Here is a 24,440-nt window from a genome sequence, read left to right as displayed (position 1 = left end):
GACGAGCAACGCAGCCCCCGCTTGCCAGGCGCGTCGGCAACGACCGGTTCCCTATTGGGATAGGTTCCTATCGCATACCCAGCAGGCGCATCAGCATGCGGATCAGGTAGGCCACCAGCGCCAGCGTCAATACCCCGCCGGCCCACAGCGCCGCCATCCAGCCCAGCCGCCGCATCCATTCCTTGCGGCCGGCCATCAGTGGTACCCCGCGTCGGCCTTGACCTTGCCCCGGAACACCCAGTACGACCACCCGGTGTACATCAGGATGATGGGCAGGATAAGCAGGGTGCCGACCAGCACGAAGCCCTGGCTTGCCGGGGGCGAGGCGGCTTCCCAGATCGAGATCGCGGGCGGCACGATGTGCGGCCAGATGCTGATCGCCATGCCGGTATAGCCGAGGAAGATGAGCGCCAGCGCCGACACGAAGGGCACGCGGTGCGGCTCGCGCTGGAGCGAGCGTAGCAGCAGGACGATGAAGACCGCCACCAGGATCGGCACCGGCGCCAGGAACACGATGTTCGGGAAGGTGAACCAGCGCGCCGCCACCGCCGGGTCGCGCCACGGCGTCCAGATGCTGATGATGACGATGGCCGCCAGCAGCATCAGCGCAAAGGGCTTCGCCACCTGCACCATGCGCGCATGCAGCTCGCCTTCCGTCTTCATCACCAGCCAGGTGGCGCCCAGCAGGGTATAGGCGATCATCACGCCGATACCGGCGAGCAAGGGGAATGGCGCGATCCAGTCCAGCGGCCCGCCCACGTAGCTGCGCCCCGACACCGCGATCCCGTCCAGGAAGGCGCCCAGCGAGACGCCCTGGAAGAAGGCCGCCGTCACCGAGCCGCCGATGAAGGCCTTGTCCCACAGGTGACGTCCCTGTTCGGTGGCCTTGAAGCGAAACTCGAAGGCGACGCCGCGGAACACCAGGCCGACCAGCATGAAGATCAGCGGCAGGTACAAGCCGGACAGGATGATGGAATAGGCCACCGGGAAGGCCGCCAGCAGGCCCTCCCCGCCCAGCACCAGCCAGGTCTCGTTGCCGTCCCAGACCGGGGCCACGGTATTCATCATGGTGTCGCGGTCGCGCTTCTTCGGCGTGAACGGGAACAGCATGCCGATGCCCAGGTCGAAGCCGTCCAGCAGCACGTACATGAAGACCGCGAAGAAGATGATGACCGCCCAGATGACGGAGGTGTCGATGCCCATGTCAGCGCTCCCTGTCCTTGTTCCCGCCATCGCCCTCGCTGCCCTCGATGTCGGGCAGGTGGTCCGGACGCGCGTCGTTCTCGTCGTCGTCGCTCTGCACGTCGGCCGCCGAGATCGGCCGCATCGGCGTGCGCTCCTCGCCCGGTCCGCCCTGGCTCGGCGTGCGCAGTTCGAAGTGCTGCGGCCCCTTGCGGATCATGCGCAGCACGAACAGGGTGCCGGCCCCGAACACGAAGAAGTAGGACACCACGAAGATCGCCAGGGTCAGCGCCAGCGGCCCGGCGCCGTGGGGCGAGACCGCGTCGGCCGTGCGCAGGACGCCGTAGACCACCCAGGGCTGGCGGCCGACCTCGGTGGTGACCCAGCCGGCCAGGATGGCGACCAGGCCCGCCGGGCCCATGCACAGGGCGAAGCGCAGGAACCAACGCTGGCTCCATATCCGTCCACCGCGCCGCAGCCACAGGCTCCAGGCCCCAAGCGCGATCATCAGGAGGCCCAGCCCGACCATCAGGCGGAAACTCCAGAACACGATCAGGGAATTCGGGCGGTCCTCGCGCGCAAACTCCTTGAGCCCCTTGAACTGGCCGTTCCACGAGTGCGTCAGGATCAGGCTGCCCAGGTGCGGGATGCCGACCGCATACTTGGTGCGCTCCGCTTCCATGTCGGGGATGCCGAACAGCAGCAGCGGCACCGCCTTGTCGCCCTCGTTCTGCCAGTGGCCCTCCATCGCCGCCAGCTTGGCCGGCTGGTGCTGCAGGGTGTTCAGGCCATGGAAGTCGCCGACCACCGCCTGGATCGGCGCGACCAGCAGGATCATCCACATCGCCATCGACAGCATCTTGCGCACCGCCGGGTTGTCGCGCTTGCGTAGCAGTTGCCACGCGGCGGAGGCGCCCACGATCAGCGCCGTGGTGAGATAGGCCGCGATCACCATGTGCACCAGCCGGTAGGGAAAGGAAGGATTGAAGATGATCGCCAGCCAGTCGGCCGGCACCATGCGCCCGCCCTCGATGGCATAGCCCTGCGGGGTCTGCATCCAGCTGTTGGCGGCCAGGATCCAGGTCGAGGAGATCAGGGTGCCGACCGCCACCGCGCAGGTGGCGGCGAAGTGCAGGGCCGGGCCGACCCGGTTCCAGCCGAACAGCATCACGCCCAGGAAGCCGGCTTCCAGGAAGAAGGCCGTCAATACCTCGTAGGACAGGATCGGCCCCATGATGCTGCCGGCGAATTCGGACAGGTAGCTCCAGTTGGTGCCGATCTGGTAGGCCATGACGATGCCCGAGACCACGCCCATGCCGAAGGTGACGGCGAACACCTTCAGCCAGTAGTGGTAGAGGTCGACGTAGACCTGGCGCCTGGTGCGCAGCCAGCACAGTTCGAGCACGGCGAGGTAGCTCGCCATGCCAATCGTAATCGCCGGAAACAGGATGTGGAAGGACATGGTGAACGCAAATTGCACGCGCGCCAGATCCAGGGCGGACAAACCGGACATTGCAGCTCCTGTTGCGGGTTTTTCTTATGGGTGTCCGGAATCTAGCATGCAGGATGGGTGCGCACGGTTGCCAAAATTTGTTTCGCATCCAATCGTGCGGATGCTCTGCCATAACTTCCTTCCGAGCAGGAAACCCGGGGGCACTGATCCACATTAATGCCAGCGCAGATCGGCGCGGCGGCCCTGATGGGCTCGTCTATATTGGCTGTCGGTGCCGAGCCCGCCTCGCCATCGCTTCCCTCCTCCCATCGATCGACAACAGGAGATCGTCATGACCAACACACAGATCCCGCTGGCCAGCTCGGCCCCGCCGAGCCCCTGGGCCCAGGCCACCGCCTCGGCCGACACCAAGGCGGCGCGCAGCCTGTCGCCGGCCGCGGCATCCGACCCGCAGCCCGAGCTCAGCGGCAACGGGTTCACCTACCGCCACGACTGGGGCGCGCGCCGCGGCCAGTGGGTGCTGCGCCTGAACTGGGCCGCCGTCACCCCGCAGTCGCGGGTGCTGGTGGCCGCCGCCGAAGGCGCCGCCGGCGGGCCGGATGCCGGCAAGCTCGTCGGCTCGGCCCGCTTCACCGTGCACAACGTCGCGCCGCGCGCCGGCGGCGTCGACATCTGGGTCGACATCGAGTGGAGCGCCGATATTTCCCTCCACGTCGACTACCTCGTCGTCAATCCCTGAGTTGCGCCCACCACTGAAGGAGATGCAAGAATGTCGCCCAACGATCGTCTCGACCGCGATGCGGTCATGCTGCTGGACACCCCGCCGCAGGAACGCGCCGCTTCGGACAGCAACCTTCCCCCCTGGGCCGAGGCCAGCGCCGACGTCACGCCCGACGCCGGCCGCCTGCAGCCGGCCCTGAACGGCGACGGCTTCACCTACCGCCACGACTGGGGCGTGCGCCACGGCGAGTGGGTGCTGCGCCTGAACTGGAGCGAGATCAATCCGCGCTCCCAGGTCTTCGTCTCGATCGCCGAAGGCGCCGGCGGACTGAACGACGGCAAGTTCATCGGCGCGGCCCGCTACACCGTGCACAACATCGCCCCGCGCGCCGGCGGCGTCGACATCTGGATCAACATCGAGTACCCGGTCGACATCTCGCTCTACGTCGACTACCTGGTGGTCAACCCGGCCGGCGCCGGCGCCAGGACGGTCTCGGTGACTGTGCACCGCCACAGCAGCGTCGCCCTCAGCGAGATTGATGCTGACCGCATCCTGGGCGACATGGGCACGATCCTGCAGAACGACGACACCGGTCCGGACGTCGCCACCCCGGTGCAGTTCGTGCGCAACGGCGCGGTGCGCGTGCTGCCGGCCACGGTGCCCGCCACCATCGCCACCGCGGCCGACCTGAACGCGCTGCTCAGCGCCGGCTCCGGCGTGAAGATCGTACAGGCGATCCGCTGGTGCGGCGGCCCCGGCGACACCATCATCGGCTGCGCCCCGGTCGGCAGCGGCACCGTCAACGTCGCCGCGGTGCGCTTCACCGCCAACCAGGAAGGCCTGATCTGGGTCCACGAATACGGCCACAACTGCGGCCTGCCGCACCGTACCGACGACCCGCGCGCGGTGATGTATCCGTCGGTCGGGGTCGACCACAACGTGGTCAACGCCGCCGAGTCGGCCGCCTACCTGGCCGGCCCGGTCGCCGTCACCGGCGGAGTCATGGCCGCCAGCGGCTGCAACTGCGCCAACGGCGGCCTGCGCGCGCCGGCCGACGTGCGCGACTTCGTGCAGCAGCATTGGGTCGAGGGCGTGCCCCACGAACTGGCCTCGCAGTACGGCGAAGCGGACGCGAAGAAGCTGGTCGACTGGCTGGTGAACGAGCCCGGACGGCACGAGCAATTCCTGGGCCAGATCGTGGCCACGCTCGGCTACATCGGCGCGCAAATCGCGGTCCAGCCGCTGATCGACTTCGTGAAGAGCCCGCGCACCGGGCGCGCCGTGTTCAATGCGAAGAACATCGCCCTGATCCGCCTCGGCGACCTGGCCAACCGCTCGGGCAGCAAGGCGGCGGTCGAGTTCCTGGCGCAAGTCGCGCGCGACACCGCGCTGGCGCGCACCCTGGCCGCGCCGCAGGCGGCGCTCGAACAGGCCGACGCCGGCAAGGCCGGCCTGAGCGCCGTGAGCGCCGAGACCCTGGCTTCAGAGCTGGCCGTGTCGGCGACCTTCGGCCTGGCCCTGGCCGGGACGGAAGCCGCACGCCGCACCGTCGAGGCGCTCAAGGCGGACCAGAACGCGTTTGCCTCGGTCAACCAGGCGGCCGGCGAAGCGGCGCGCATCGCGGCCACGGTGGTGCAGAAAGGCCATGAAGAGTATTACCGGATGAAGCAGCAGCGCCACCAGCTGTAAGCCATCCCCGCGCAGGGCGCCCCTGCGCTGTACGGACGCGCACCGGTCTATAATGGTCGCGTCCGTACTTCGTTTACAGTCATGAACCAAGCCATCTCGCTGCCGGGCGACGCGCCGGTCAGCATCCAGGCCCTCAAGACCAGCTGCGCCGCCTGCAGCATGCACCAGCTCTGCCTGCCCATGGGTCTCGAGGACGCCGACATCAACCGTCTCGACCAGATCATCGGCGGACGCCGCCGCCTGGCCAAGGACGAGCGTCTGTACCAGATGGGCGAACCGTTCACGAGCCTGTACGCGGTGCGCTTCGGCCACTTCAAGACCTACCAGGTGAACGCCGCCGGCGAGGAGCAGATCACCGGCTTCCAGATGGCCGGCGAGCTGCTGGGCATGGACGCGATCAGCGGCGCCCACCATTGCGACGCGGTGGCGCTGGAAGACAGCGAAGTCTGCGAGATCCCGTTCGCGCGCCTGGAAGAGCTGTTCGGCCAGGTGCCGGCGCTGCTGCGCCACTTCCACCGCATCATGAGCCAGGAAATCACGCGCGAGCAGAACGTCATGCTCCTGCTCGGGAACATGCGCGCCGAGCAGCGCTTCGCCGTGTTCCTGGTCAACCTGTCGGCGCGCTATGCGGCGCGCGGCTATTCACCCAACAGCTTCCAGCTGCGCATGTCGCGCGAGGACATCGGCAACTACCTTGGCCTCACCATCGAGAGCATCAGCCGCCTGCTGTCGCGCTTCAAGAAGCAGGGCTGGCTGCAGGTCGACAAGCGCGAAGTCACGCTGCTCGACCCGGCCAAGCTGAAGGCGCTGGCGGCCGGCCTCGATGCGTGCAGCCCGATGGGCTGAGCGCAGGGTATCGTCATGCCGGCCAAGCCGCACTTCGACCTGCACCTGCGCAGCTACGGTGAGTCGCGCGAGTCGGACCGCCATGTGTACGCCCAGGTGGTGCTGCCGGTCAGCGGCGAAGTCGCGCTCGAGATCGAAGGCCGCCAGGGCCGGCTCGACCCGCTGCACGCGGCGCTGGTGGCGCCGGGCGCCTGGCATTCCCAGTACAGCCAGGTCGCCAACCGCTCGCTGATCCTCGACATCACGGCCGAGGCCCTGCAGCATGGACCGTGGCAGGAACTGCTCGAGCGCCCCTTCACCGGAATCGGCCCGGCCGCGCGCAAGCTGGTCGAGTTCATGGGCATCCTGGCGGACAGCCAGCCGGTGGCGCCGACCGTGCTGCAGGGATGGGCCCCGCTGCTGCTCGACACCCTGAGCATCGGCGCGCCGCAGGCCACGTCGCGCCTGGCCGCCCTGCTCGCGCGCATCGAGCTCGAGCCCGGCCTGCCCTGGACCACCGAGGCCATGGCCCGCACCGCCGGCGTCAGCGTAAGCCGCCTGCACGCCCTGTTCCGCGCAGAGCTGGACGCCAGCCCCCACGGATGGCTGCTCGATTGCCGCCTGCAGCGCGCCTGCGCGCTGTTGTCCGGCACCGACCGCGCCGTCGCCGACGTGGCGTTGGCGACCGGCTTTTCCGAGCAGAGCGCGCTGACGCGGGCGATGCGGCGCCTGCTCGACACCACGCCGGCCGCCTACCGCGCCCGACATCGGGAGACGCGGTCAAAGCGCCAGTAGCTTTTGCCAAGCATCCGCAACACGCGCGGCCGACAATCTCCACTTTCAGGAGACCTCATGCGCGCGCCATCTTCCACCCCGTCTTCCACCATCCGGCTCGGCATCGGCGCCGGCATCCTCGCCGGGTCCTTCTGGGGCCTGGTGTTCCTGGCGCCGATCCTGGTGCCCGGCTTCACGCCGCTGGAGTTATCGAGCGGGCGCTACCTGGCCTACGGCCTGGTGGCGGCAGTGCTGATCGCGCCCGGCTGGCGCCGGCTGCTGCGCCGCCTGGCGTGGCGCGAATGGCGCCAGCTGGCCTGGCTCAGCCTGTGCGGGAACATCGTCTACTACCTGTTCGTCGCCCAGGCGGTGCAGGCCGGCGGCGGCGTCATGACGGCGATCGTGATCGGGCTGCTGCCGCTCACCGTCACCCTGGTGGGCTCGCGCGACCATGGCGCCCTGCCCCTGCGGCGCCTGGCGCCCGCCCTGCTGCTGGGAGCGGCGGGGCTGGGCTGCATCGCCTGGCAATCGCTGGCGTCGTTAGAGGGCAGCGGCTCGGCGCTCGGCCTGGGCTGCGCGGTCGGCGCGCTGGTGTCGTGGACCATCTATGCGGTGGCCAACAGCCGCTGTTTGGCGAGGCTGGATGGCGTGAGCGCGCACGATTGGAGCCTGCTGACCGGCGTCATGACCGGCCTGCAAGCCCTGCTGCTGGCGATTCCCGCCTTCCTGCCCGGCGGCGAGGCCCACGCACAGGCCGAGTGGCTGCGCTTCGGCGGCGTGGTGCTGGCGGTGGCGATTCTTTGCTCGGTCGTCGGCAACGGGCTGTGGAACTACGCCAGCCGCAGCCTGCCGCTGGCGCTGACCGGGCAGCTGATCGTGTTCGAGACCATCTTCGCCTCGCTCTACGGCTTCATGTGGGAAGCGCGCTGGCCGACCGCTTGGGAAGTGGCGGCGCTGGTGCTGATGGTCGGCGGCGTGGTGTCGTGCGCGAACGCGCACCGGAAGTGAACTTCAAAGTTCGATGACGAGGTCCGGACGGAAGGCTTCCTGCTCGCCCTTGCTCAGGTAGCCGAGCGGATTGGCGACGACGCGGCAGAACCAGGACCTGGACCCGTCGTCGCCGCTAACGACGTAATCGTTGGCGCAGTGCAGGTGGCCGTGCATCCAGACGTCGGCCTGCGGCAGCAGATGGTCGAGCGCATTGCAAAAGCCGGCGGTGCCGGGCGTCAGGCCATAGCGCGGGTCGGCGCTGCGCAGGCTGGGGGCGAAGTGCGTGACCGCCACCGTGACGCCGTCGAACGGCGTGTCCAGGGCGTTGCGCAGCCAGGCCTGGCAGTCGAGCGACATCGCGCGCAGGCCCTCGGCCAGCACCGGCGCGCCATCCTTCAGGGTGGTGTTCTTGGCCAGGTAGTAGTTGGCGGCGCGGAAGGCCTTTTCGCGCTTCTGCAACTGCTTGGTGAGTTCCGTCTCCTGCATCGCCAGCGCGTCGAAATCGCTCCACAAGGTGGTGCCGATGAAGCGCACGTGATCGATCACGACCGTCTCGCGGTCCAGCCATTCGATGCCGAGCTGCGCGCAGGTGGCGCGCAGGCGCGCGTAGGCCAGGTCGAATTCGAGGCCGTCGAATTCGTGGTTGCCGGGGATGTAGAGCACCCGTGCCTTCGTTGCACCATCGCGCAGCGGCGAAAAGCGCGCCAGGCCGAAGTCCTCGCCCGTCAGGCGCGACCCAAGCTGGTAGGAGCCGATGTCGCCCGCCAGCACCACGACGTCGGTCTCGGGATGGATGAGGGGGACGAAGGCCGGGTAGCGTTCGAGGTGCAGGTCGGAGAAAAGCTGGATGCGCATGGTCGGCGCAGTATAGCGGCTTTCGCCGCCAGGCTGCGCCGCGCGCTTTCAGAAGGTGATGCGCACCCAGGGAGCGCTGCTCTTCGCCGCGCCGTGGTAGACCGCTTCGATGTTGTTGCCGTCGGGGTCGAGCACGAAGGCGCCGAAGTAGCCGGGGTGATAGGGACGCTCGCCGGGCCGGCCGTTGTCCCTGCCGCCGGCCTGCAGCGCGGCGAAGTAGAAGGCGTTCACCATCTTCTCGTCGCGCGCCTGGAAGGCGAGATGGTGGCGCCCGGTCAGCACGCCCTGCGCGGCCTTGCTCCTGCGGCTGGAGACGAACAATTCGTCGGCCCAGAAGTAATCCGGCCCTTCGCCGCCGAGCGGAATGCCGAGCACCTCGAACACGGCGCCATAGAACCTGCGCGAGGCCTTCAGGTCGCGCACCACCAGCTGGATGTGGTCGATCAGGCGGCCGCGGTAGATTTCCTGTGTTTCCATGCTGTTCTCCCAATGAAGACGTTCATGAAATACAGCTCGTGAAGGCGCAGTGTAGCACTCCAGGCAGCTAGCCCCAGATGCCCGGCAGCTTGCCCCGTGCGGCCTCGCTCAGCATCTTCAGCGCGTCGGCCTCGATGCGCGCGGCGGGCACGTGGCGCAGCACCTGGTCGGCGAACGCGGGTAAACCCATCAGCATGCTTGAAACGCGCGCCACTTCGCCCGAGCGCAGCGCGATCCGGAACCAGCCGGCGCTCTTCGCGTAGCGGATCTGCTCGACCTCGTCCCAGCCGAAGGACAGGCGCCGCCCGCTGGGACGCCCAATATCCATGCCCGCCTCGCGCACCGCATGGCGTCCGTTGACATAGTCGGCCACGAGGAACAGGGACAGCAGCGTCAAGCCGACGAAGAACAGGTAGAACCAGACACTCACGGTATCGTCGGGCCAGATGGTGAAGGCCGCCATCACGCCGACCCAGAGCACGGTGCCGGCGCTGCCCAGCGCGAGCATCGAGCGGGGCTGCTGCAGGCGGTCGAGGTCTGCCGCGCGCCGCGCCTGTTGACGGCTGCGCGCCAGCCAGCGCATGGTGAAGGCCGTCGCCACGATCCAGAACAGGGCCTGGGCCACGGCGCTCAGCCAGCCGGGCATCGTCATTCTTGTCCTTTCGGTACGGCGTGCAGCTGCTGGGCGACGTACTGGTACCACTTGTCGTGCGAGATCGGTTCGCGGCCGGGGATGACGTTGATCCGCTCGAAACTGCGGTAAGTTTCGGGACGGTCGAGGAAGACCAGGTAGGTCATGCCGACGTCGAAGCGCGGCGTGACGTAACACCAGTTAGAGAGTCCGCCCAGCCGGCCGCCGCCTGCCTGCCAGAAGCGTTCGTCACTGTGGTCGGGAGAGGCGGCGACGTCGTCGGCGACGGCGCTGCGGGCCGTGATCTCGAAGCGGCCGCGGTAGGGTCCGGCCAGGTGCTGCAGCACCGTGAAGTCGTAGACGACCTGGCCGGATTCCGATTCGGCCGCCCGCACTACTTTCGCCACGTAGACCTCGCGCGCCGAGGCCACGAGCATCTCGGGCGAGGCATCCATGCCGGGCTTGCGGGTGCGGCAGGCATGGGCGGAACCCGTGCCGATCGCCGCGATGACGAGTGCGGCCACGAGACGCCGCACCGGTTTGTCGAATCGCTTGCTCAAACTCAGGCCTTCTTCTGCTGCGCGATCCAGCCATCCACCAGTTCGCCCAGCACGTCGAGCGGCACCGAGCCGGCGCCCAGCACCAGGTCGTGGAAACCAGGGAGCGAGAACTTGGCGCCCAGTTCGCGCCTGGCCTTCTCGCGCAGCTCGATGATGCGCAGCATGCCGATCATGTAGGCGTTGGCCTGGCCCGGCCAGGCGACATAGCGCTCGACTTCCTGGGCGCCGATGCCGTAGTCGATCGCCTGCTGGCGGGTCCAGCCCTTCGAATGCAGGCCGGTGTCGACCACCAGGCGGCGCGCGCGGAACAGTTCCGAACCCAGCGCGCCGAGCAGGCCGGGGACGTCGCCTTCGTACCAGCCCTGCTCCACCGCCAGGCGCTCGGTGTACAGCGCCCAGCCTTCCGAGTGGGCGCTGCCGCCGCTGAAGATGCGCTGGCTGCGGTATTTCGGGATGCCGGTCAGCTCCTGCTGGATCGCCAGCTGGAAGTGGTGGCCCGGGACCGCCTCGTGATACGACAGGCTGCGCATCCGGATCATGTCGAAGGTCGGGCCGCGCATCGGCACCCAGAAGATGCCGGGACGGGTGCCGTCCGGCGCCGGCAGCGAGTAGTGGGCGGCGGCCGACGGTTCGGTCAGCGGCGGTTCGCGACGCACTTCGACCGGCGCGCGCGGCTTAAGGTTGAACAGCGTGCTGCTGCGGCGTTCGGCGTCCTTGACCATCTCGGCGTAGCCGGCCAGGATCGCGGGACGCGGATCGCCCTCGCCTTTCGGTTGGAAGCGCGCGTCGAGCTGCTTCATGCGCTCTTCGATATTGCCGTCCGTGAGGCCGAGCGAACGCAGGTGCTTGTCCATCTCGCCTTCGATGCGCGCGACTTCGCGCAGGCCGATCTCGTGGATCTCGTTCGGGGTCAGCTTGGTGCTGGTGAAGTTCTCGACCGCGCGCGCGTAGGCGGCGGCGCCGTTCGGCAGGCGCGAGATGCCGGCCACGTCGCCGGTGCGCGGATGGATCTCCGCCATGAACTCCTGCACCCGCTTGTAGGCAGGACGGATGCTGTCCTCGACGATGCGGGCGGCGCGCGCCAGGGCGGCATTGCGCGCGTCAATACTCAGGCCGTCCATCTTCTCGGTACGCTGGGCCAGCGACGTCACCAGCACGTTGTCGCCGGCGGCGGGCTTGAGGAAGGTGTCGACCTGGTACTGGGCGCGCTCGAGGATGAAGCGCGGCGGGATCAGGGAGCGGCTGGCGGCGTCGAGGGCGCGCGCCAGGGCTTCGTCCATGCGCGTGCCGACCTGCTCCAGGCGCGCCAGATAGCTGTCGACGTCCTGCGGGTTGCGCAGCGGGTGCGTCGTGGTCATGAAGTTGACCAGGCTGACCTGCACGCCGCTGAACTGCGAGAACACGAAGGCATGGTCCTCGAAGGGTTCGTTGGCGATCACGTTCTGCAGCGACCAGCGCATCACGCTGGCGGAGGTGCGCTGGGTCGCGTCGAGCGGGCCCGCCATCCATTTGTCGAGACGCGCCAGGCCGCTGCGCGCCAGCGCCTGCACCTTCTGGCGCTGCGCCTTCGTCAGGGGCGTGAGCTGGCGGTCCAGGCGCGCGCCTTCGGCGCCGCCGAAGTACTGGGTCGAGGTGGCCATCTGCGGATTCATGCGCACCCAATCCTGCGCGAACTGGTCGGCCCATTTATCGAAGGCCTTGTTCGGCTTGGCGGCGGCGGACTTGCTTGGCGCGGCCGCGTGGGCGGCGAGCGGCAGGCTGGCGACGGCGACGGCGGCGGGAATGAACAGGGCGCCGACTAAGGCGCGCAGGCTGCGCTGGCGATGGGATGGCATCGTTGGTCTCTTTCTTGTCGTGATGGATTGGGTTTGCCGCGCTGGAATCTAACACGGAAGCGGCGCCGAAAACAATGCGCACGCCATTGACGGACGCTGGCCGACGATGCCAGACTAGGGCATTCCCATCCTGGAGAACAAGCATGCGCATCCTGCATTTCACGTTCGCCCTGCTGGCACTGTCGGCGCCGGGCCAGCAGGGCGACGCCGCCGCGGCCGAACCCGCGACCCTGGCCAGCCTGCCCGCCCAGGTGCGCGAGCTGCTGGAACGGCGGCATGGCGAAATGGGCGATGCGGGTGCGCCCTTCAGCCAATGGTGCCAGACCGATCCCGGCACCTACCACGCACGCCTGGTGTCGATCGAAGCGGAGCCGGAGCGGATCGTGATCCTGTTCGAGCATGGCAGCCTCGCGGGTGCGCTGAAGGCGCGCGCCGAATACCGTCTCGACAAGGGGACGTGGACCGAGCCCGGCATGGCGCCTGTGCCGGCGCCCGAGGCGCCGCCGGTACGCTGGACCGGGCGGACGCGCCATTTTTCCTCGCCGCTGGACACGGTGTCGCCGCCGCTGACGGCAACGCTCACGTCCCCGCTGGCCACCGTGACGTCCCCGCTGGTGCGGCGCGGTCCTTGAACAGCCGGTCCATCACCACCCACTCCCCGCTCAGGTAAATTCTGGCATGCATATGAAATTTTCTTTCACCGAAATCGCGCTGCTGGGCGCCCTTCTCGGCGCCGCGCCAGCCCAGGCCGAGCAGTTCAAGGTCCTGCTGTTCACCAAGACCGCCGGCTGGCACCACGACGCCGTGAATGCCGGCGTGAGCGCGGTGCAGGAACTGGGCAAGCTGCACGATTTCGGCGTGTTCTGGACCGCCGACGCGAACCGCGTGATGAACGACGCCGAGCTGGCCAAGTACCAGGCCGTGATCTTCCTGCTCACCACCGGCGACATCCTCGACGAGGCCCAGCAGGCGGCCTTCGAGCGCTACATCCGCAAGGGCGGCGCCTTCGTCGGCGTGCACAGCGCCTCGGACACCGAGTATGGCTGGCCGTGGTACACGAAGATGGTCGGCCACATGTTCAAGGTCCATCCGGCGGTGCAGACCGCGGTGCTGCAAGTCCGCGAACGCAACTTCCCCGGCATGGAACGCTTCGCGCCGCGCACCCTGTTCACCGACGAATGGTACGAGTTCGGGCCCGCCACCTCGGACAAGCTGACCTACCTGCTCACCGTCGACGAAAGCAGCTACCGGCCCGAGACCGCGAAAAGTCGCGGGATGGGCGCCTTCCACCCGGTCAGCTGGTACCAGTCCTACGACGGCGGACGCGCCTTTTATACGGCGCTGGGGCACATGGCGGCGAGCTACCGCGATCCGGTGTTCCTGCATCACCTGTATGGCGGGATCTACTGGGCGGCGACGGGACGCGGTTTCAAGGCCGAGTGAGTATTTAATGTGGTGCCCGATCCAGTCCAAATGCCGATCTCGTCAAATCCGGCTGGAGCCTCCAGCGCCTGAGCAAGACAACAGAACAGCACGCTATTCCCGGTCCGCCCGAATCAGGAGCGTCGCTTCCTTGTTCGGGCGCCACGACCGCGCCAGCCTCCAGGCGCCTTGCGCCGTCCCGCCTTCGATCACCACCTGCCAGTTCGTCGCCTGCAGCCCCGGCGCCGCCGCCGAAAAGCGGCCGCGCGCATCGGGCAAGGCCTCCAGCACGCGGTCGCGCTCCGGCAGCGTCGGATGCGCCAGGCGGATGTGGAACGGCGCCACCAGCGCCTGGCCATGGCTGGTCAATCGTCCTTTCAACTTCTCCCTTTCGTAGGCCGCCTCGAATGCCAGGTCCAGGCGGGTTGCCTCGCGGTCGCGCCGCAGTTCCTGGTTGATCGCCTTGCCCTGCTTGTAGTAGTCGCCCACCACCATCGCATCCGGCCGGCTCAGCGCCAGCCAGGTGGTGATCGCGCCGGCCACCACCACGGCCACCGGACCGATCATCAGGAACCACGGCCAGCGGTGGCGGTACCAGGGAGCGTTCGTCGACATGTCGTTCTCCATTCCTTATTTCGGCACGAGGAAGACGGCGTCCTCGCTCACCTGCAGACCATGGCCGTCGGCCGACGCCACGCTGAACGCGATCCGGTTCGAGCCCGGCATCGCCTGGCCGGGGCCGATGCGCACCCGCACCGGCACCGCGCGCGTGCTGGCAGGGCCGATCTCGACCACCTCGCCTTCGACCACCTGCGCCGAGACGATGCCGGTGACGGCGATGCGCAGGCGCTGCGGGGACTCCAGGGTGTTCATCAGCTGCAGCCGGTAGACGTTCTCGATCATCCCGTCCTCGACCTCGCGCCCCATCGAGCCGCGGTCGCGGATCACGTCGAGCTTGAGCGGATTGCGCAAGGCCAGCGACGCCACCATCGCCATGCCCAGGACCGCCAGCACCAGGGTATAGACCAGCACGCGCGGGCGCAGGATGCGGCGGCGCACTTCGGCCGTGCTCAGGCGCCCGGCCAGCGCGTTCTCGGTCGCATAGCGGATCAGGCCGCGCGGGCGCGCCACCTTGTCCATCACGCCGTTGCAGGCGTCGACGCAGGCGGCGCAGCCGATGCATTCGTACTGCAGGCCCCGCCGGATGTCGATGCCGGTCGGGCAGACCTGCACGCACATGCTGCAGTCGATGCAGTCGCCCGCCCCTGGAACAGTCTGCCGGGGATTGCGCGGTTCGCCGCGCGCGGCGTCGTAGCTGACGATCAGCGTGTCCTTGTCGAACATCGCGCTCTGGAAGCGCGCATAGGGGCACATGTACTTGCAGACCTGCTCGCGCATCCAGCCGGCGTTGCCATAGGTGGCAAAGGCGTAGAACAGCACCCAGAAGGTTTCCCACGGCCCCAGGCCGAACGAAGCGATGCTGGCGCCCAGCTCGCGCACCGGCGTGAAGTAGCCGACAAAGGTGAAGCCGGTCCAGCCGGCCACCAGCAACCAGGCCGCGTGCTTGCCGCCCTTGCGCGCGATCTTCTCCAGCGTCCAGGGCTGGCGCGCGAGCCGGATGCGGGCGCTGCGTGCGCCTTCGAAGCGGCGCTCGATCCACAGGAAAATCTCGGTATACACCGTCTGCGGGCAGGCGAAGCCGCACCATACCCGCCCCGCCACGGCCGTCACCAGGAACAGCCCGTAGGCGCACAGGATCAGCAACGCGGCCAGATAGATGAAGTCCTGCGGCCACAGCACCAGGCCGAACAGGTAGAACTTGCGGCTGGCCAGGTCGAACAGCACCGCCTGGCGGCCGTGCATCGAGATCCAGGGCAGGCCGTAGAACAGCAGCTGGGTGAGCCACACGCAGGCCCAGCGCAGCGAGGCGTAGCGGCCCTTGATCTCGCGCGGATGGATCTCCTCGCGCGCCGCGTACATGCGGATGACCGCTTCCTGTTGAACAGTCATTTTGCTTCAGCCGTCACGATGGGCTGATTCGACAGGCTCCACACATAGGCCGCCAGCACGTGCACCTTCTCTTCTCCGAGGAACTCGCCGAAGGCCGGCATGGTGTTGCTGCGGCCCTTGCGGATGGTTTCCATCACGGTCTCCTGGCTGCCGCCGTAGAGCCAGACCTTGTCGGCCAGGTTGGGCGCGCCGAGCAGCGGATTGCCCTTGCCCTCAGGGCCATGGCAGGCGGCGCAGGCGGCGAACTTCGGTTTGCCAAAGGCGACCTTGATCGGGTCGGCGGTGAGGCCGGACAGGTTGCGCACATAGTGGGCCACGCTCTCGATGTCCTTGTCCGAACCGAGCGCCGCCCCCATCGCCGGCATGGCGCCGACGCGGCCCTGCATGATGGTCCGCTTGATGGTGGCGGGCTCGCCGCCGTGCAGCCAGTCCTGGTCCGCCAGGTTCGGGAAGCCCTTGCTGCCGCGCGCGTCCGAGCCGTGGCACTGGGCGCAGTAGGTCAGGAACAGACGCTCGCCGATGGCGTGGGCCTGCGGGTCGCGCGCCACCGCCTCGATGTCCTGGCCGGCATACTTGGCGAACAGCGGGCCGAAGTCGTTTCTCGCCTGCTTCAGTTCGGCCTTGTATTCGCCGGCCGAGTTCCAGTTCAACTTGCCGGTGTATGCGCCCAGGCCCGGATACAGGAACAGGTAGCCGGCGCCGAACACGATGGTCAGGTAGAACAGCACGATCCACCAGCGCGGCATCGGCGTATTCAGTTCGGTCAGATCCTCGTCCCAGACGTGGCCGGTGGTTCTCTCCGGCGTGCCGTCCGCGCGCAGTTTCACCCGGTGGGTCGACTGCGTCCACAGCAGGATGCCGCAGCCGAGGATGGACAGCACGGTGATGACGGCGATGTACCAGTGCCAGAAGCCGTTGAAGAAATCAGCCACGGTCGCCCTCCTCGTCCGCGAAGGGCAGCAGCGCGGCGCTGTCGAAATCGCTGCGCTTGCGCAGCAGGTAGGTCCAGGCGACGATGCCCACGAACGTGACGAAGCTGATGACCGTCATCACGCTGCTCGCGCTGTCGAAAATCTGTTGGAGTGCCATGTTCTAATTCCTCGTCTTGATCTGGGTGCCCAGCCCCTGCAGGTAGGCGATCAGCGCATCCTGCTCGGTCTTGCCATCGAGTTCCCCCGGCCCGGCGGTGATCTCGGTTTCGGTGTACGGCACGCCCAGGCGCCTCATCGCGCGCATCTTCGGCACGATCTCGGCGGGATTGAGCTTGGCGCCGGCCAGCCACGGATAGGCCGGCATATTCGATTCCGGCACCACGTCGCGCGGGTTGTCCAGGTGGGTGCGGTGCCATTCGTCGCTGTAGCGCCCGCCCACGCGCGCCAGGTCGGGGCCGGTGCGCTTCGAGCCCCACTGGAAGGGGTGGTCGTAGACGAATTCGCCGGCCACCGAGTAGTGGCCATAACGCTCGGTCTCGGCGCGGAACGGCCGGATCATCTGCGAATGGCAGTTGTAGCAGCCCTCGCGGATGTAAACGTCGCGGCCGGCCAGGCGCAGCGGCGAGTAGGGTTTGAGGCCGGCCACCGGCTCGGTGGTCGACTTCTGGAAGAACAGCGGCACGATCTCGACCAGGCCGCCGAAGGAAATCACGAGCAGCACCAGGCCGATCAGCAGCCAGGGGTTCTTCTCGATCCATTCATGGGTGAATTTCATGTTCGTCGTGCTCCAGGTTCAGGCGTGCGCCGCTTCGACGTGCGCCAGCTGCGGCTTGATGCCGGGGATCGGCGCGTCGCTGCTGCGGGTGCCGCGCATCGTCAGCCAGGTGTTGTACGCCATCAGGACCATGCCGGACAGGTAGAGCAAGCCCCCGGTGAAGCGGATCACGTAATAGGGATAGGTGGCCTTGACGCTCTCGGCGAAGGTATAGGTCAGCGTGCCGTCCGGGTTCACCGCGCGCCACATCAGGCCCTGCATCACGCCGGCGATCCACATCGAGGCGATGTAGAGCACGATGCCGATCGTGGCGACCCAGAAGTGGGTCTCGACCAGGGCGACACTGGCCATCCGCTGCTTGCCCGCCATGCGCGGAATCAGGTAGTAGATCGAGCCCATGGTGATGAAGCCGACCCAGCCCAGGGCGCCGGCGTGGACGTGGGCGACGGTCCAGTCGGTGTAGTGCGACAGCGAGTTGATCGTTTTAATCGACATCATCGGCCCCTCGAAGGTGGCCATGCCGTAGAACGAGAGCGAGACGATCATGAACTTCAGGATCGGATCCGAGCGCAGCTTGTGCCAGGCGCCCGACAGGGTCATGATCCCGTTGATCATGCCGCCCCAGCTCGGCGCCAGCAGGATCAGCGAGAACACCATGCCGAGCGACTGGGTCCAGTCGGGCAGCGCGGTGTAGTGCAGGTGGTGCGGGCCGGCCCACATATAGGTGAAGATCAGGGCCCAGAAGTGGACGATCGACAGGCGGTAGGAATACACCGGACGCTCGGCCTGCTTGGGGATGAAGTAGTAGACCATGCCGAGGTAGCCGGCGGTCAGGATGAAGCCGACCGCGTTATGGCCGTACCACCACTGGATCATCGCGTCCTGCACGCCCGCATACACCGAATACGACTTCATGCCCGACACCGGGATCACCGCGCCGTTGACCACGTGGAGGATGGCGACCGCCAGGATGTAGGCGCCGAAGAACCAGTTGGCGACGTAGATGTGCTTGACCTTGCGCTTGACGATGGTGCCGAAGAAGACCACCGCATACGCCACCCACACCACGGTAATCAGGAGCACGATCGGCCATTCCAGCTCGGCGTATTCCTTCCCGCGCGTGAAGCCCAGCGGCAGGGACACGGCGGCCGACACCAGCACCGCCTGCCAGCCCCAGAAGGTGAAGGCGGCCAGCCGGTCGGAGAACAGCCGCACCTGGCAGGTGCGCTGCACCACGTAGTAGGACGTGGCGAACAGGCCGCAGATGCCGAAGGCGAAGATGACGGCGTTGGTGTGCAGCGGACGCAGGCGGCCGTAGCTGAGCCAGGGGGTATCGAAGTTGAGTGCGGGCCAGGCGAGCTGGGCCGCGATGAAGACGCCGGCGGCCATGCCGATCACGCCCCACACGACCGTGGCGACGGCAAACTGGCGCACGATCTTGTAGTTATAGTTTAGACTGGTGTCCAAGATGCTCTCCTGAAAAGTCCTTGTGGATGACAATCAGGAGTGTCGTTTTTCGTACTGTAAAAATCCTTGATCTGAATCAAATTGTTCAGTTTCAGATGAGCTCAGCGAACAGGAAAAACGCTATGCCGCCGCTATCGCAATCCGTGTCGGAACAATTGAAGGCGAGCCTGCACCAGGCGCGCATGGACTTGCTCGAGACCGTGCGTGGCCGCACCGAGTCGCCCGACGATGAAGCGCCGCGCATCGGCCCGCTGGCGCACCAGGGCCAGAGCGATGACGCTCCCCAAGCGGAAATGCTGAGTCACAACGAGCAGCACCTGGCCGACCACGAAACCGCCCTGCTGCACGAGATCGACGTCGCCATCGGCAAGCTCGAAGCCGGCGGCGCCGGCATCTGCGAATCCTGCGGGCGCGACATCCCGGAAGCGCGCCTGCTGGCCACGCCCACGGTTCGCCTGTGCATCGAGTGCCAGCAAGAGCTCGAGCACGACCGGCACATCGGCCGCGGCCCCTCCATGTAGGGTGGACGGCTCCACCTGGGCAGTTTGAATTGCCGCGCATCGAACGCCGTCCGCGCGTTCAACTCACCGATGCTCCGCCGCGCCGTCGGCCCCCACCCGGTCATCGTCAACCAGAATCCTGAGCCCCGGCCCCTCGAGATCCTCGAACTGCCCACTCTCCGCCGCCCCGAAGAACACCCACAAGGCCAGCCCCACCAGCATCACGCTGAGCGGCACCAGCAAATACAACGCCTCCATCTCACCCTCTCCTCAACCGCAGCGCATTGAGCACCACGACCGCCGAACTGAGCGCCATCCCGATCCCCGACAGCCAGGGATTGAGCATCCCGCTCGCCGCCGCCGGAATCGCGGCCAGGTTGTAGACCGTGGCCCAGGCCAGGTTCTGGCGCACGATCCGCAATGTACGGCGCGCCGTCTCGGCCGCATCGGCCAGCGGCCCCAGTCCCTCGCCCAGCAGCACCCCGTCCGCATGCAGCTGCGCCAGCTCGGCGCCGCGCCCCATCGCGAAGGACACGTCGGCTCCCTTCAGCACCGCCGCGTCGTTGACGCCGTCGCCGACCATCGCCACCACCGCCCCGCCCTTCTGCAGCTCGCGCACGAAGGCCAGCTTCTCGGCCGGCAGCCGGCCGCCGTAGGCATGGGCGATGCCGAGCTGGCTGGCCACGGCCTGGGCCACGCCCTGCTCGTCGCCGCTGAGCAGCACCACGGTCTTGCCGCAATCGCGGAAGCGCCGCACCACCTCTCGCGCTTCCTCGCGCAGGCTGTCGGACAGATCGAAGCGCGCCAGCCAGGCCCCGGCGCGCGCCAGCCACACCGTGGTGATGCCCGGCGGCGCGGCCGTGCGCGCCATGCCGCCCGCCAGTTCGGCGACGAAGGGCGCGCTGCCGATGCGGTAGACCACGCCGTCGATGCTGCCCTCGATGCCGCGCCCGATCTCGAAGCGCAGCTCGCGCGCCTGCAGGCCGGACTCCGGCATGGCGGCGCGGATCGCGGCGCTGAGCAGGTGCGCGCTGTCGGTCTGCAGGGCGCCGGCGATGCGCAGGCAGATCTCGTTATGCAATTCCCCGACCGGCAGCACCCGGCGCAGCCGCGGGCAGCCGTGGGTGAGCGTGCCGGTCTTGTCGAACACGACGTGGGTGGCGCGCTCGAATGTCTCGAGGGTATGCGGCGCCACCGCCAGCACGCCGCGCCGCAGCAGGCGGTCGGTCGCCGCGGCCAGCGCGGTCGGCGTGGCCAGCGACAGGGCGCAGGGGCAGCTCACCACCAGCACCGCGATCGCGGCCTGCCAGGCGCGCCCCGGGTCGAGCACCTGCCACACCGCGTACACCGCCACGGTGAGCAGCAGCAGCGCGACCACGAACCAGGCGGCGACGCGGTCCGCCCACAGCGCCAGCGCCGGCTTGCCCTGGCCGGCGCGCTCCACCAGCCGCACCAGGGTCGCCAGCGTGCTCTCGTGCGCGGTCGAGGTGACGCGCACCACGATGGCCTGGCCGGCATTGATCGCGCCGCCAGGGAGCGCGTCGCCGACCACGGCCGGGCGCGGCTGGCTCTCGCCGCTCAGCAGCGAGACATCGACGTCGGTCTCTCCTTCGATCACCACACCGTCGGCCGGCACCGCCTGGCCCGGCTTGACCAGCACCAGGTCGCCCGGCGCCAGGCGCGCGGACGGCACCAGTTCGGTGTCGCGCAGCAGCCGGTCGCCGCGCAGGCGCAGGCTCGAGGCCGGGGCGCCGCGCCGCAGCCGGTCCAGCGCCTCGGTGGCGCGGCGGCGCGCTTCCAGTTCGAGGGTGCGGCTGCCCAGCAGCAGGAAGATGAACATGGTGATCGAATCGAACCAGACCTCGCCCACGCCGGAGACCAGGCTGGCGCAGCTGGCGGCGAAGGCGGCCGCGATGCCGAGCGCCACCGGCACGTCCATGCCCGGCATGCCGCGCCGCAGGTCGCGCCAGGCGCCCTGGAAGAAGGGCAGCGCCGAATACAGCACGGCCGGCAGGGTCAGGGCGAACGAGGCCCAGCCCATCAGCGCGCGCATGTCGGCGTCCATGGTGCCGTCGTCGGCCAGGTAGACCGGCACCGCATACATCATCACCTGCATCATCGCCAGGCCGGCCACGAACAGCTGGCGCAGCAAGGTGCGGCGCGCGCGCCGCAGGGCGTCGTCGTGACGGTGCGCCTCATAGGGATAGGCGGCGTAGCCGATGCGGCGCAGCGCGCGCACGATGACGCTCGGGCGGCATAGCGCCGGATCCCAGCGCACGAACACGCGTCCAAGGGCGACGTTCAGCGCCACTTCGCGCACGCCAGGCAGCGCGCACAGGCGGCGCTCGACCAGCCAGACGCAGGCGCCGCAGCGCACGCCCTCGATGGTGAAGCTGCCCTCCCCTTCCTCGCCGGCCTCGTCATACAGCGCCAGCTCGGGCGCGTCGGCGTCGCCGCCGGCGGTGGCCGCGAATTCCGTGCGGTTCTTGTAATAGCCGCCAAAGCCGCCGTCCACGATGGCCTCGGCCGCGGCCGCGCAGCCGGGGCAGCACATGCTGCGCGCCGCGCCGCCGACCCGCGCCTCCCAGCGGCTGCCGGGCGGCACCGGCAGGCCGCAGTGGTAGCACCCGAGCGGCTCGCTGCCCGCGTCCCGCGCGTCGCGCATGGCCGGCGCGAGCACGGCGCTCATTGCGCCGCCCCGATGCACAGGATGTCGAAGACGCTCGCGGGCATGCCGCCCGCGGCGCGCCACAGACCGAGCAGGCCGAAGCCGAGCACCAGCAGGCCGCAGGCGCGGCGCACGGCGTGCAGTTGCAGCACGGTGCGCAGGCGCACCCCGGCCATGCCGATCGCGGCCAGCATCGGCAGGGTGCCGAGGCCGAAGGCCAGCATCACGGCCGCGCCGCCGCTGGCCGAGCCACTCAGCATGGCGGTGGCCAGCACGCTGTACACCATGCCGCAGGGCAGCCAGCCCCACAAGGCGCCGGCCGCGAACAGGCGGCCGGGCGAATCGAAGGGACCGATCTTCGCCAGCAAGGGCGAGATCCGGCGCCACAACACCCGCCCGCCCCGCTCCAGCCAGGCCAGGCCGCGCCAGGCATCCAGCAGGTAGAGGCCGAGCGCCACCAGCATCAGGTTGGCGGCCCAGCCGGCGCCGGCCTGCAGCAGCGGCAGCCCGGCCAGGCGCCCCACGCCGCCGGCCAGGCCGCCGGCCAGCGCGCCGGCCATCGCGTAGCTGGACAGGCGCCCGGCATTGTAGGCGGCGACATGGCTGGCCGCGGCCGGCCACTCCCAGCTGTAGGCGCCCACGGTGCGCACCGGCACCGGGAAGGCGCGCGCCGGCAGCGGCACGGACAGCGCGGCGACGATCCCGCCGCACATGCCGGCGCAGTGGACGCTGCCGAGCAGGCCCACCAGGAACACGGGCAAGAGGCCGATGCCGTGGAGCGTGTTCATACGGTCTGCGAGTGACGCGGACCATCCGGCCGCGCGGCCAGGTAGCGGTCGAACACCATGCAGATGTTACGGATCAGGAGGCGGCCCTTGCTGCTCACGGTCAGCCACTCCGCGCCGATGGTAAGCAGGCCATCCTCTTCCATTTTGCGCAGGCGCGCCAGTTCGGGCGCGAAGTAGTCGCGAAACACGATCGGGAAGGCTTGCTCGAGCGCGGGAATCGAGACCTCGAACTGGCACATCAGCTTCTGGATCAGGCTGCGCCGCAGCAGGTCGTCCACGCCGAGGCGGGCGCCGCGCGCCACCGGCAGCTCGTTCTGGTCGAGCAGGTCGTAGTAGGCATCCAGGGTCTTGACGTTCTGGCTGTAGGTCGCACCCACCGCGCCGATCGCCGACACGCCGCAGGCCACCAGGTCGGTGTCGGCATGGGTCGAGTAGCCCTGGAAGTTGCGGTGCAGGCGGCCCTGGCGCTGGGCCACGGCGAGGTCGTCGTCCGGCTTGGCGAAATGGTCCATGCCGATGTAGACATAGCCTGCGGCGTCCAGGCGCTCGATGCACAGCTGGAGCATCGCCAGTTTCGTTGCGCTGTCCGGCATCTCGGCGTCGATGATGCGGCGCTGCGGCTTGAACAGGTGCGGCATGTGGGCGTAGTGGTAGACCGCGATGCGGTCCGGGCTGGCAGCCACCACCTTGTCCAGTGTCGCGCGCATGGTGTCCAGGGTCTGCTTCGGCAGGCCATAGATCAGGTCGATGCTCACCGAGCGGAAGCCCGCCGCGCGGGCGGCGTCGATCACGGCGCGGGTATCTGATTCGGGCTGGACCCGGTTGACGGCGCGCTGGACGTCCGCATCGAAATCCTGCACTCCCAGGCTGATGCGGTTGAAGCCCTGGCGCCGCAGGCTGTGCACGCGCGCGGGCGAGACGGTGCGCGGGTCGACCTCGATCGCGTACTCGCCGGCGGCGTCGGGCGCGAAGCGGAAGGTGCGGCGCAGGTGGGAGGTCAGGTCCTCCATCTGCTCGTCGCTGAGGTAGGTCGGGGTGCCGCCGCCGAAGTGCAGCTGCTCGACCTCGCTGCTGCTCGACAGCAGGGCCGCCTGCATCGCGATCTCGCGCTTCAGGTAGGCCAGATAGGTCGCGGCCTTCTCGCGGTTCTTGGTGACCACCTTGTTGCAGGCGCAGTAGTAGCAGACCGTGTCGCAAAAGGGAATGTGCAGGTAGAGCGAGAGCGGGCGCGCGCCGCCGCGGGTGCGCAGGCCGGCCACCGCGTGCAGGTAGTCGCGGTAGCCGAAGCTATCGTCGAAACGGTCGGCGGTCGGGTAGGAGGTGTAGCGCGGGCCCGACTTGCCGAGGCGCCGCAACAGGTCGGCGTCGAATTCGACGCCCTGGTGGACGGCGGCGGGCGGCGCCGCGAAGGCCGGCTGGACCGGGGTGGGAAGCGCTGTTGCATGCATGTCAATCTACTCCTGCTACGCCCGGTTTGCGGAACTGCAAACCGGCTCGAATAGCAGGCAGTCTATTGATTTGCGTCCCGAAAATCCTTGACTTGCATCAAATACGACTCAGTCTGCTTCCCTAAAACAGGTTGTAGGGTGGGCCTGGGCGGCCCCGCGGGCCTCCGCCCACGCGTTCAACTCACGGATGCATCGAGGCGACGCCTCTACTAGTTGAACGCGTGGGAGCGGGAGCGCCCACCCTACGAGTGTGTGAAAAATTCGTCCATGGCTGCGTTGCCTCGTCTCGCCGTACGAGTGTACTGTCTTCGACTCGGCGCCTTGCAATAGCGGTTTTTTCACACCCTCTACGGTATCCCGACGGCGCTTGACTGAAGGGCATCAGGCTCGGTCTGCTCCCATTGAAACAGCTGCCCCACCGGCAGTTCGTTGCGGTCC

26 protein-coding genes are annotated in these 24,440 nt (G+C 68.3%); 8 read left to right on the top strand and 18 right to left on the bottom strand.

Annotation, left to right across the window (positions count from 1 at the left end):
- Window positions 1–67: 67 nt before the first annotated feature.
- The 3 genes from LQ564_RS19580 to LQ564_RS19570 are packed head-to-tail and all read right to left on the bottom strand — an operon-like array spanning window position 68 to window position 2,695.
- The gene (locus LQ564_RS19580) at window positions 68–196 is read right to left on the bottom strand and encodes a DUF2474 domain-containing protein (protein ID WP_231059794.1); all 129 of its coding nucleotides are present in this window, start codon (window positions 194–196) and stop codon (window positions 68–70) included.
- On the bottom strand, window positions 196–1,203 hold the full coding sequence (gene cydB, locus LQ564_RS19575; protein WP_231059793.1) for a cytochrome d ubiquinol oxidase subunit II: 1,008 nt from the start codon (window positions 1,201–1,203) through the stop codon (window positions 196–198). The genes LQ564_RS19580 and cydB overlap by 1 nt, the downstream gene beginning before the upstream one ends.
- Window position 1,204: 1 nt before the next feature.
- A complete protein-coding gene (locus LQ564_RS19570; RefSeq protein WP_231059792.1) occupies window positions 1,205–2,695 on the bottom strand; it encodes a cytochrome ubiquinol oxidase subunit I in 1,491 nt (496 codons plus the stop codon).
- A gap of 271 nt (window positions 2,696–2,966) precedes the next feature.
- On the opposite strand from LQ564_RS19570, the gene LQ564_RS19565 reads away from it, so the two are divergent.
- The 5 genes from LQ564_RS19565 to LQ564_RS19545 all read left to right on the top strand — a co-directional run bounded on the left by LQ564_RS19565 (window position 2,967) and on the right by LQ564_RS19545 (window position 7,652).
- Window positions 2,967–3,374 carry a hypothetical protein gene (locus LQ564_RS19565; protein WP_231059791.1) on the top strand — a complete coding sequence of 136 codons (408 nt, stop codon included), beginning with the start codon at window positions 2,967–2,969 and terminating at the stop codon, window positions 3,372–3,374.
- Window positions 3,375–3,404: 30 nt separating this feature from the next.
- Entirely contained in the window at window positions 3,405–5,045 is a 1,641-nt protein-coding gene (locus LQ564_RS19560) for a hypothetical protein (protein WP_231059790.1), read from the top strand.
- A gap of 81 nt (window positions 5,046–5,126) precedes the next feature.
- Window positions 5,127–5,891, top strand: coding sequence for a fumarate/nitrate reduction transcriptional regulator Fnr (gene fnr, locus LQ564_RS19555; protein WP_231059789.1), 765 nt, complete (start codon window positions 5,127–5,129; stop codon window positions 5,889–5,891).
- Window positions 5,892–5,906: 15 nt separating this feature from the next.
- Window positions 5,907–6,665 (top strand): helix-turn-helix transcriptional regulator, encoded by a 759-nt coding sequence (locus tag LQ564_RS19550; RefSeq protein WP_231059788.1) that lies wholly within the window; start codon window positions 5,907–5,909, stop codon window positions 6,663–6,665.
- 57 nt (window positions 6,666–6,722) lie between these two features.
- Entirely contained in the window at window positions 6,723–7,652 is a 930-nt protein-coding gene (locus LQ564_RS19545) for a DMT family transporter (RefSeq protein ID WP_231059787.1), read from the top strand.
- Between the two features lie 3 nt (window positions 7,653–7,655).
- Here the strand turns inward: LQ564_RS19545 and LQ564_RS19540 are convergent, their stop codons facing one another.
- The 5 genes from LQ564_RS19540 to LQ564_RS19520 form a co-directional block, all read right to left on the bottom strand.
- Window positions 7,656–8,489 carry a metallophosphoesterase gene (locus LQ564_RS19540; RefSeq protein ID WP_231059786.1) on the bottom strand — a complete coding sequence of 278 codons (834 nt, stop codon included), beginning with the start codon at window positions 8,487–8,489 and terminating at the stop codon, window positions 7,656–7,658.
- A 48-nt stretch (window positions 8,490–8,537) separates the two neighbouring features.
- Window positions 8,538–8,966, bottom strand: coding sequence for a VOC family protein (locus LQ564_RS19535; RefSeq protein ID WP_231059785.1), 429 nt, complete (start codon window positions 8,964–8,966; stop codon window positions 8,538–8,540).
- 67 nt (window positions 8,967–9,033) lie between these two features.
- Window positions 9,034–9,618, bottom strand: coding sequence for a hypothetical protein (locus LQ564_RS19530; RefSeq protein WP_231059784.1), 585 nt, complete (start codon window positions 9,616–9,618; stop codon window positions 9,034–9,036).
- Window positions 9,615–10,157 carry a hypothetical protein gene (locus LQ564_RS19525; protein ID WP_231059783.1) on the bottom strand — a complete coding sequence of 181 codons (543 nt, stop codon included), beginning with the start codon at window positions 10,155–10,157 and terminating at the stop codon, window positions 9,615–9,617. Before LQ564_RS19525 ends, LQ564_RS19530 begins: the two co-directional genes overlap by 4 nt.
- A 2-nt stretch (window positions 10,158–10,159) precedes the next feature.
- Complete coding sequence (locus LQ564_RS19520; protein WP_231059782.1) at window positions 10,160–11,992, bottom strand: DUF885 domain-containing protein; 1,833 nt, start codon at window positions 11,990–11,992, stop codon at window positions 10,160–10,162.
- A 143-nt stretch (window positions 11,993–12,135) separates the two neighbouring features.
- On the opposite strand from LQ564_RS19520, the gene LQ564_RS19515 reads away from it, so the two are divergent.
- Complete coding sequence (locus LQ564_RS19515; RefSeq protein WP_231059781.1) at window positions 12,136–12,624, top strand: hypothetical protein; 489 nt, start codon at window positions 12,136–12,138, stop codon at window positions 12,622–12,624.
- Window positions 12,625–12,676: 52 nt separating this feature from the next.
- Window positions 12,677–13,435, top strand: coding sequence for a ThuA domain-containing protein (locus LQ564_RS19510; RefSeq protein ID WP_231059780.1), 759 nt, complete (start codon window positions 12,677–12,679; stop codon window positions 13,433–13,435).
- Window positions 13,436–13,528: 93 nt separating this feature from the next.
- Here LQ564_RS19510 and LQ564_RS19505 read toward each other — a convergent pair whose 3' ends face one another.
- The 6 genes from LQ564_RS19505 to ccoN are packed head-to-tail and all read right to left on the bottom strand — an operon-like array spanning window position 13,529 to window position 18,598.
- Window positions 13,529–14,029, bottom strand: a complete 501-nt coding sequence (locus LQ564_RS19505) for a FixH family protein (RefSeq protein ID WP_231059779.1) — start codon at window positions 14,027–14,029, stop codon at window positions 13,529–13,531.
- A 15-nt stretch (window positions 14,030–14,044) separates the two neighbouring features.
- Window positions 14,045–15,424 (bottom strand): cytochrome c oxidase accessory protein CcoG, encoded by a 1,380-nt coding sequence (ccoG, locus tag LQ564_RS19500; RefSeq protein WP_231059778.1) that lies wholly within the window; start codon window positions 15,422–15,424, stop codon window positions 14,045–14,047.
- Entirely contained in the window at window positions 15,421–16,356 is a 936-nt protein-coding gene (ccoP, locus tag LQ564_RS19495) for a cytochrome-c oxidase, cbb3-type subunit III (protein ID WP_231059777.1), read from the bottom strand. The genes ccoG and ccoP overlap by 4 nt, the downstream gene beginning before the upstream one ends.
- On the bottom strand, window positions 16,349–16,513 hold the full coding sequence (locus LQ564_RS19490; RefSeq protein ID WP_231059776.1) for a cbb3-type cytochrome oxidase subunit 3: 165 nt from the start codon (window positions 16,511–16,513) through the stop codon (window positions 16,349–16,351). The genes ccoP and LQ564_RS19490 overlap by 8 nt, the downstream gene beginning before the upstream one ends.
- A 3-nt stretch (window positions 16,514–16,516) precedes the next feature.
- Window positions 16,517–17,131 carry a cytochrome-c oxidase, cbb3-type subunit II gene (gene ccoO, locus LQ564_RS19485; protein WP_231059775.1) on the bottom strand — a complete coding sequence of 205 codons (615 nt, stop codon included), beginning with the start codon at window positions 17,129–17,131 and terminating at the stop codon, window positions 16,517–16,519.
- Window positions 17,132–17,149: 18 nt separating this feature from the next.
- Window positions 17,150–18,598 carry a cytochrome-c oxidase, cbb3-type subunit I gene (gene ccoN, locus LQ564_RS19480; RefSeq protein WP_231059774.1) on the bottom strand — a complete coding sequence of 483 codons (1,449 nt, stop codon included), beginning with the start codon at window positions 18,596–18,598 and terminating at the stop codon, window positions 17,150–17,152.
- Between the two features lie 122 nt (window positions 18,599–18,720).
- Here ccoN and LQ564_RS19475 point away from each other — a divergent pair, with 122 nt between their 5' ends.
- Window positions 18,721–19,119, top strand: coding sequence for a TraR/DksA family transcriptional regulator (locus LQ564_RS19475; protein WP_231059773.1), 399 nt, complete (start codon window positions 18,721–18,723; stop codon window positions 19,117–19,119).
- 63 nt (window positions 19,120–19,182) lie between these two features.
- Here the strand turns inward: LQ564_RS19475 and ccoS are convergent, their stop codons facing one another.
- The 4 genes from ccoS to hemN are packed head-to-tail and all read right to left on the bottom strand — an operon-like array spanning window position 19,183 to window position 24,002.
- Window positions 19,183–19,356, bottom strand: coding sequence for a cbb3-type cytochrome oxidase assembly protein CcoS (ccoS, locus tag LQ564_RS19470; protein WP_231059772.1), 174 nt, complete (start codon window positions 19,354–19,356; stop codon window positions 19,183–19,185).
- A 1-nt stretch (window position 19,357) separates the two neighbouring features.
- Window positions 19,358–21,787: a heavy metal translocating P-type ATPase gene (locus LQ564_RS19465; RefSeq protein WP_231059771.1), complete on the bottom strand. Its 2,430-nt coding sequence runs from the start codon at window positions 21,785–21,787 to the stop codon at window positions 19,358–19,360.
- Window positions 21,784–22,554, bottom strand: a complete 771-nt coding sequence (locus LQ564_RS19460) for a sulfite exporter TauE/SafE family protein (RefSeq protein WP_231059770.1) — start codon at window positions 22,552–22,554, stop codon at window positions 21,784–21,786. Before LQ564_RS19460 ends, LQ564_RS19465 begins: the two co-directional genes overlap by 4 nt.
- Window positions 22,551–24,002, bottom strand: a complete 1,452-nt coding sequence (gene hemN, locus LQ564_RS19455) for an oxygen-independent coproporphyrinogen III oxidase (protein ID WP_231059769.1) — start codon at window positions 24,000–24,002, stop codon at window positions 22,551–22,553. Before hemN ends, LQ564_RS19460 begins: the two co-directional genes overlap by 4 nt.
- Between the last annotated feature and the right edge of the window lie 438 nt (window positions 24,003–24,440).

The sequence above is a fragment of the Massilia phyllostachyos genome (assembly GCF_021044825.1).
GTDB lineage: Bacteria > Pseudomonadota > Gammaproteobacteria > Burkholderiales > Burkholderiaceae_D > Telluria > Telluria phyllostachyos.
This window is presented reverse-complemented; position numbering and strand designations above follow the sequence as displayed.

What these genes read in the sequence shown, in the direction of transcription:
- LQ564_RS19460 (WP_231059770.1), bottom strand. Translation starts at nt 22,554, where the DNA reads ATGAACACGCTCCACGGCATCGGCCTCTTGCCCGTGTTCCTGGTGGGC.
- LQ564_RS19505 (WP_231059779.1), bottom strand. Translation starts at nt 14,029, where the DNA reads ATGTCGACGAACGCTCCCTGGTACCGCCACCGCTGGCCGTGGTTCCTG.
- LQ564_RS19580 (WP_231059794.1), bottom strand. Translation starts at nt 196, where the DNA reads ATGGCCGGCCGCAAGGAATGGATGCGGCGGCTGGGCTGGATGGCGGCG.
- LQ564_RS19535 (WP_231059785.1), bottom strand. Translation starts at nt 8,966, where the DNA reads ATGGAAACACAGGAAATCTACCGCGGCCGCCTGATCGACCACATCCAG.
- fnr (WP_231059789.1), top strand. Translation starts at nt 5,127, where the DNA reads ATGAACCAAGCCATCTCGCTGCCGGGCGACGCGCCGGTCAGCATCCAG.
- LQ564_RS19510 (WP_231059780.1), top strand. Translation starts at nt 12,677, where the DNA reads ATGAAATTTTCTTTCACCGAAATCGCGCTGCTGGGCGCCCTTCTCGGC.
- LQ564_RS19545 (WP_231059787.1), top strand. Translation starts at nt 6,723, where the DNA reads ATGCGCGCGCCATCTTCCACCCCGTCTTCCACCATCCGGCTCGGCATC.
- LQ564_RS19560 (WP_231059790.1), top strand. Translation starts at nt 3,405, where the DNA reads ATGTCGCCCAACGATCGTCTCGACCGCGATGCGGTCATGCTGCTGGAC.
- LQ564_RS19475 (WP_231059773.1), top strand. Translation starts at nt 18,721, where the DNA reads ATGCCGCCGCTATCGCAATCCGTGTCGGAACAATTGAAGGCGAGCCTG.
- LQ564_RS19465 (WP_231059771.1), bottom strand. Translation starts at nt 21,787, where the DNA reads ATGAGCGCCGTGCTCGCGCCGGCCATGCGCGACGCGCGGGACGCGGGC.
- LQ564_RS19570 (WP_231059792.1), bottom strand. Translation starts at nt 2,695, where the DNA reads ATGTCCGGTTTGTCCGCCCTGGATCTGGCGCGCGTGCAATTTGCGTTC.
- cydB (WP_231059793.1), bottom strand. Translation starts at nt 1,203, where the DNA reads ATGGGCATCGACACCTCCGTCATCTGGGCGGTCATCATCTTCTTCGCG.
- LQ564_RS19490 (WP_231059776.1), bottom strand. Translation starts at nt 16,513, where the DNA reads ATGGCACTCCAACAGATTTTCGACAGCGCGAGCAGCGTGATGACGGTC.
- ccoG (WP_231059778.1), bottom strand. Translation starts at nt 15,424, where the DNA reads ATGACTGTTCAACAGGAAGCGGTCATCCGCATGTACGCGGCGCGCGAG.
- hemN (WP_231059769.1), bottom strand. Translation starts at nt 24,002, where the DNA reads ATGCATGCAACAGCGCTTCCCACCCCGGTCCAGCCGGCCTTCGCGGCG.
- ccoO (WP_231059775.1), bottom strand. Translation starts at nt 17,131, where the DNA reads ATGAAATTCACCCATGAATGGATCGAGAAGAACCCCTGGCTGCTGATC.
- LQ564_RS19530 (WP_231059784.1), bottom strand. Translation starts at nt 9,618, where the DNA reads ATGACGATGCCCGGCTGGCTGAGCGCCGTGGCCCAGGCCCTGTTCTGG.
- LQ564_RS19540 (WP_231059786.1), bottom strand. Translation starts at nt 8,489, where the DNA reads ATGCGCATCCAGCTTTTCTCCGACCTGCACCTCGAACGCTACCCGGCC.
- ccoS (WP_231059772.1), bottom strand. Translation starts at nt 19,356, where the DNA reads ATGGAGGCGTTGTATTTGCTGGTGCCGCTCAGCGTGATGCTGGTGGGG.
- LQ564_RS19565 (WP_231059791.1), top strand. Translation starts at nt 2,967, where the DNA reads ATGACCAACACACAGATCCCGCTGGCCAGCTCGGCCCCGCCGAGCCCC.
- LQ564_RS19520 (WP_231059782.1), bottom strand. Translation starts at nt 11,992, where the DNA reads ATGCCATCCCATCGCCAGCGCAGCCTGCGCGCCTTAGTCGGCGCCCTG.
- LQ564_RS19515 (WP_231059781.1), top strand. Translation starts at nt 12,136, where the DNA reads ATGCGCATCCTGCATTTCACGTTCGCCCTGCTGGCACTGTCGGCGCCG.
- LQ564_RS19550 (WP_231059788.1), top strand. Translation starts at nt 5,907, where the DNA reads ATGCCGGCCAAGCCGCACTTCGACCTGCACCTGCGCAGCTACGGTGAG.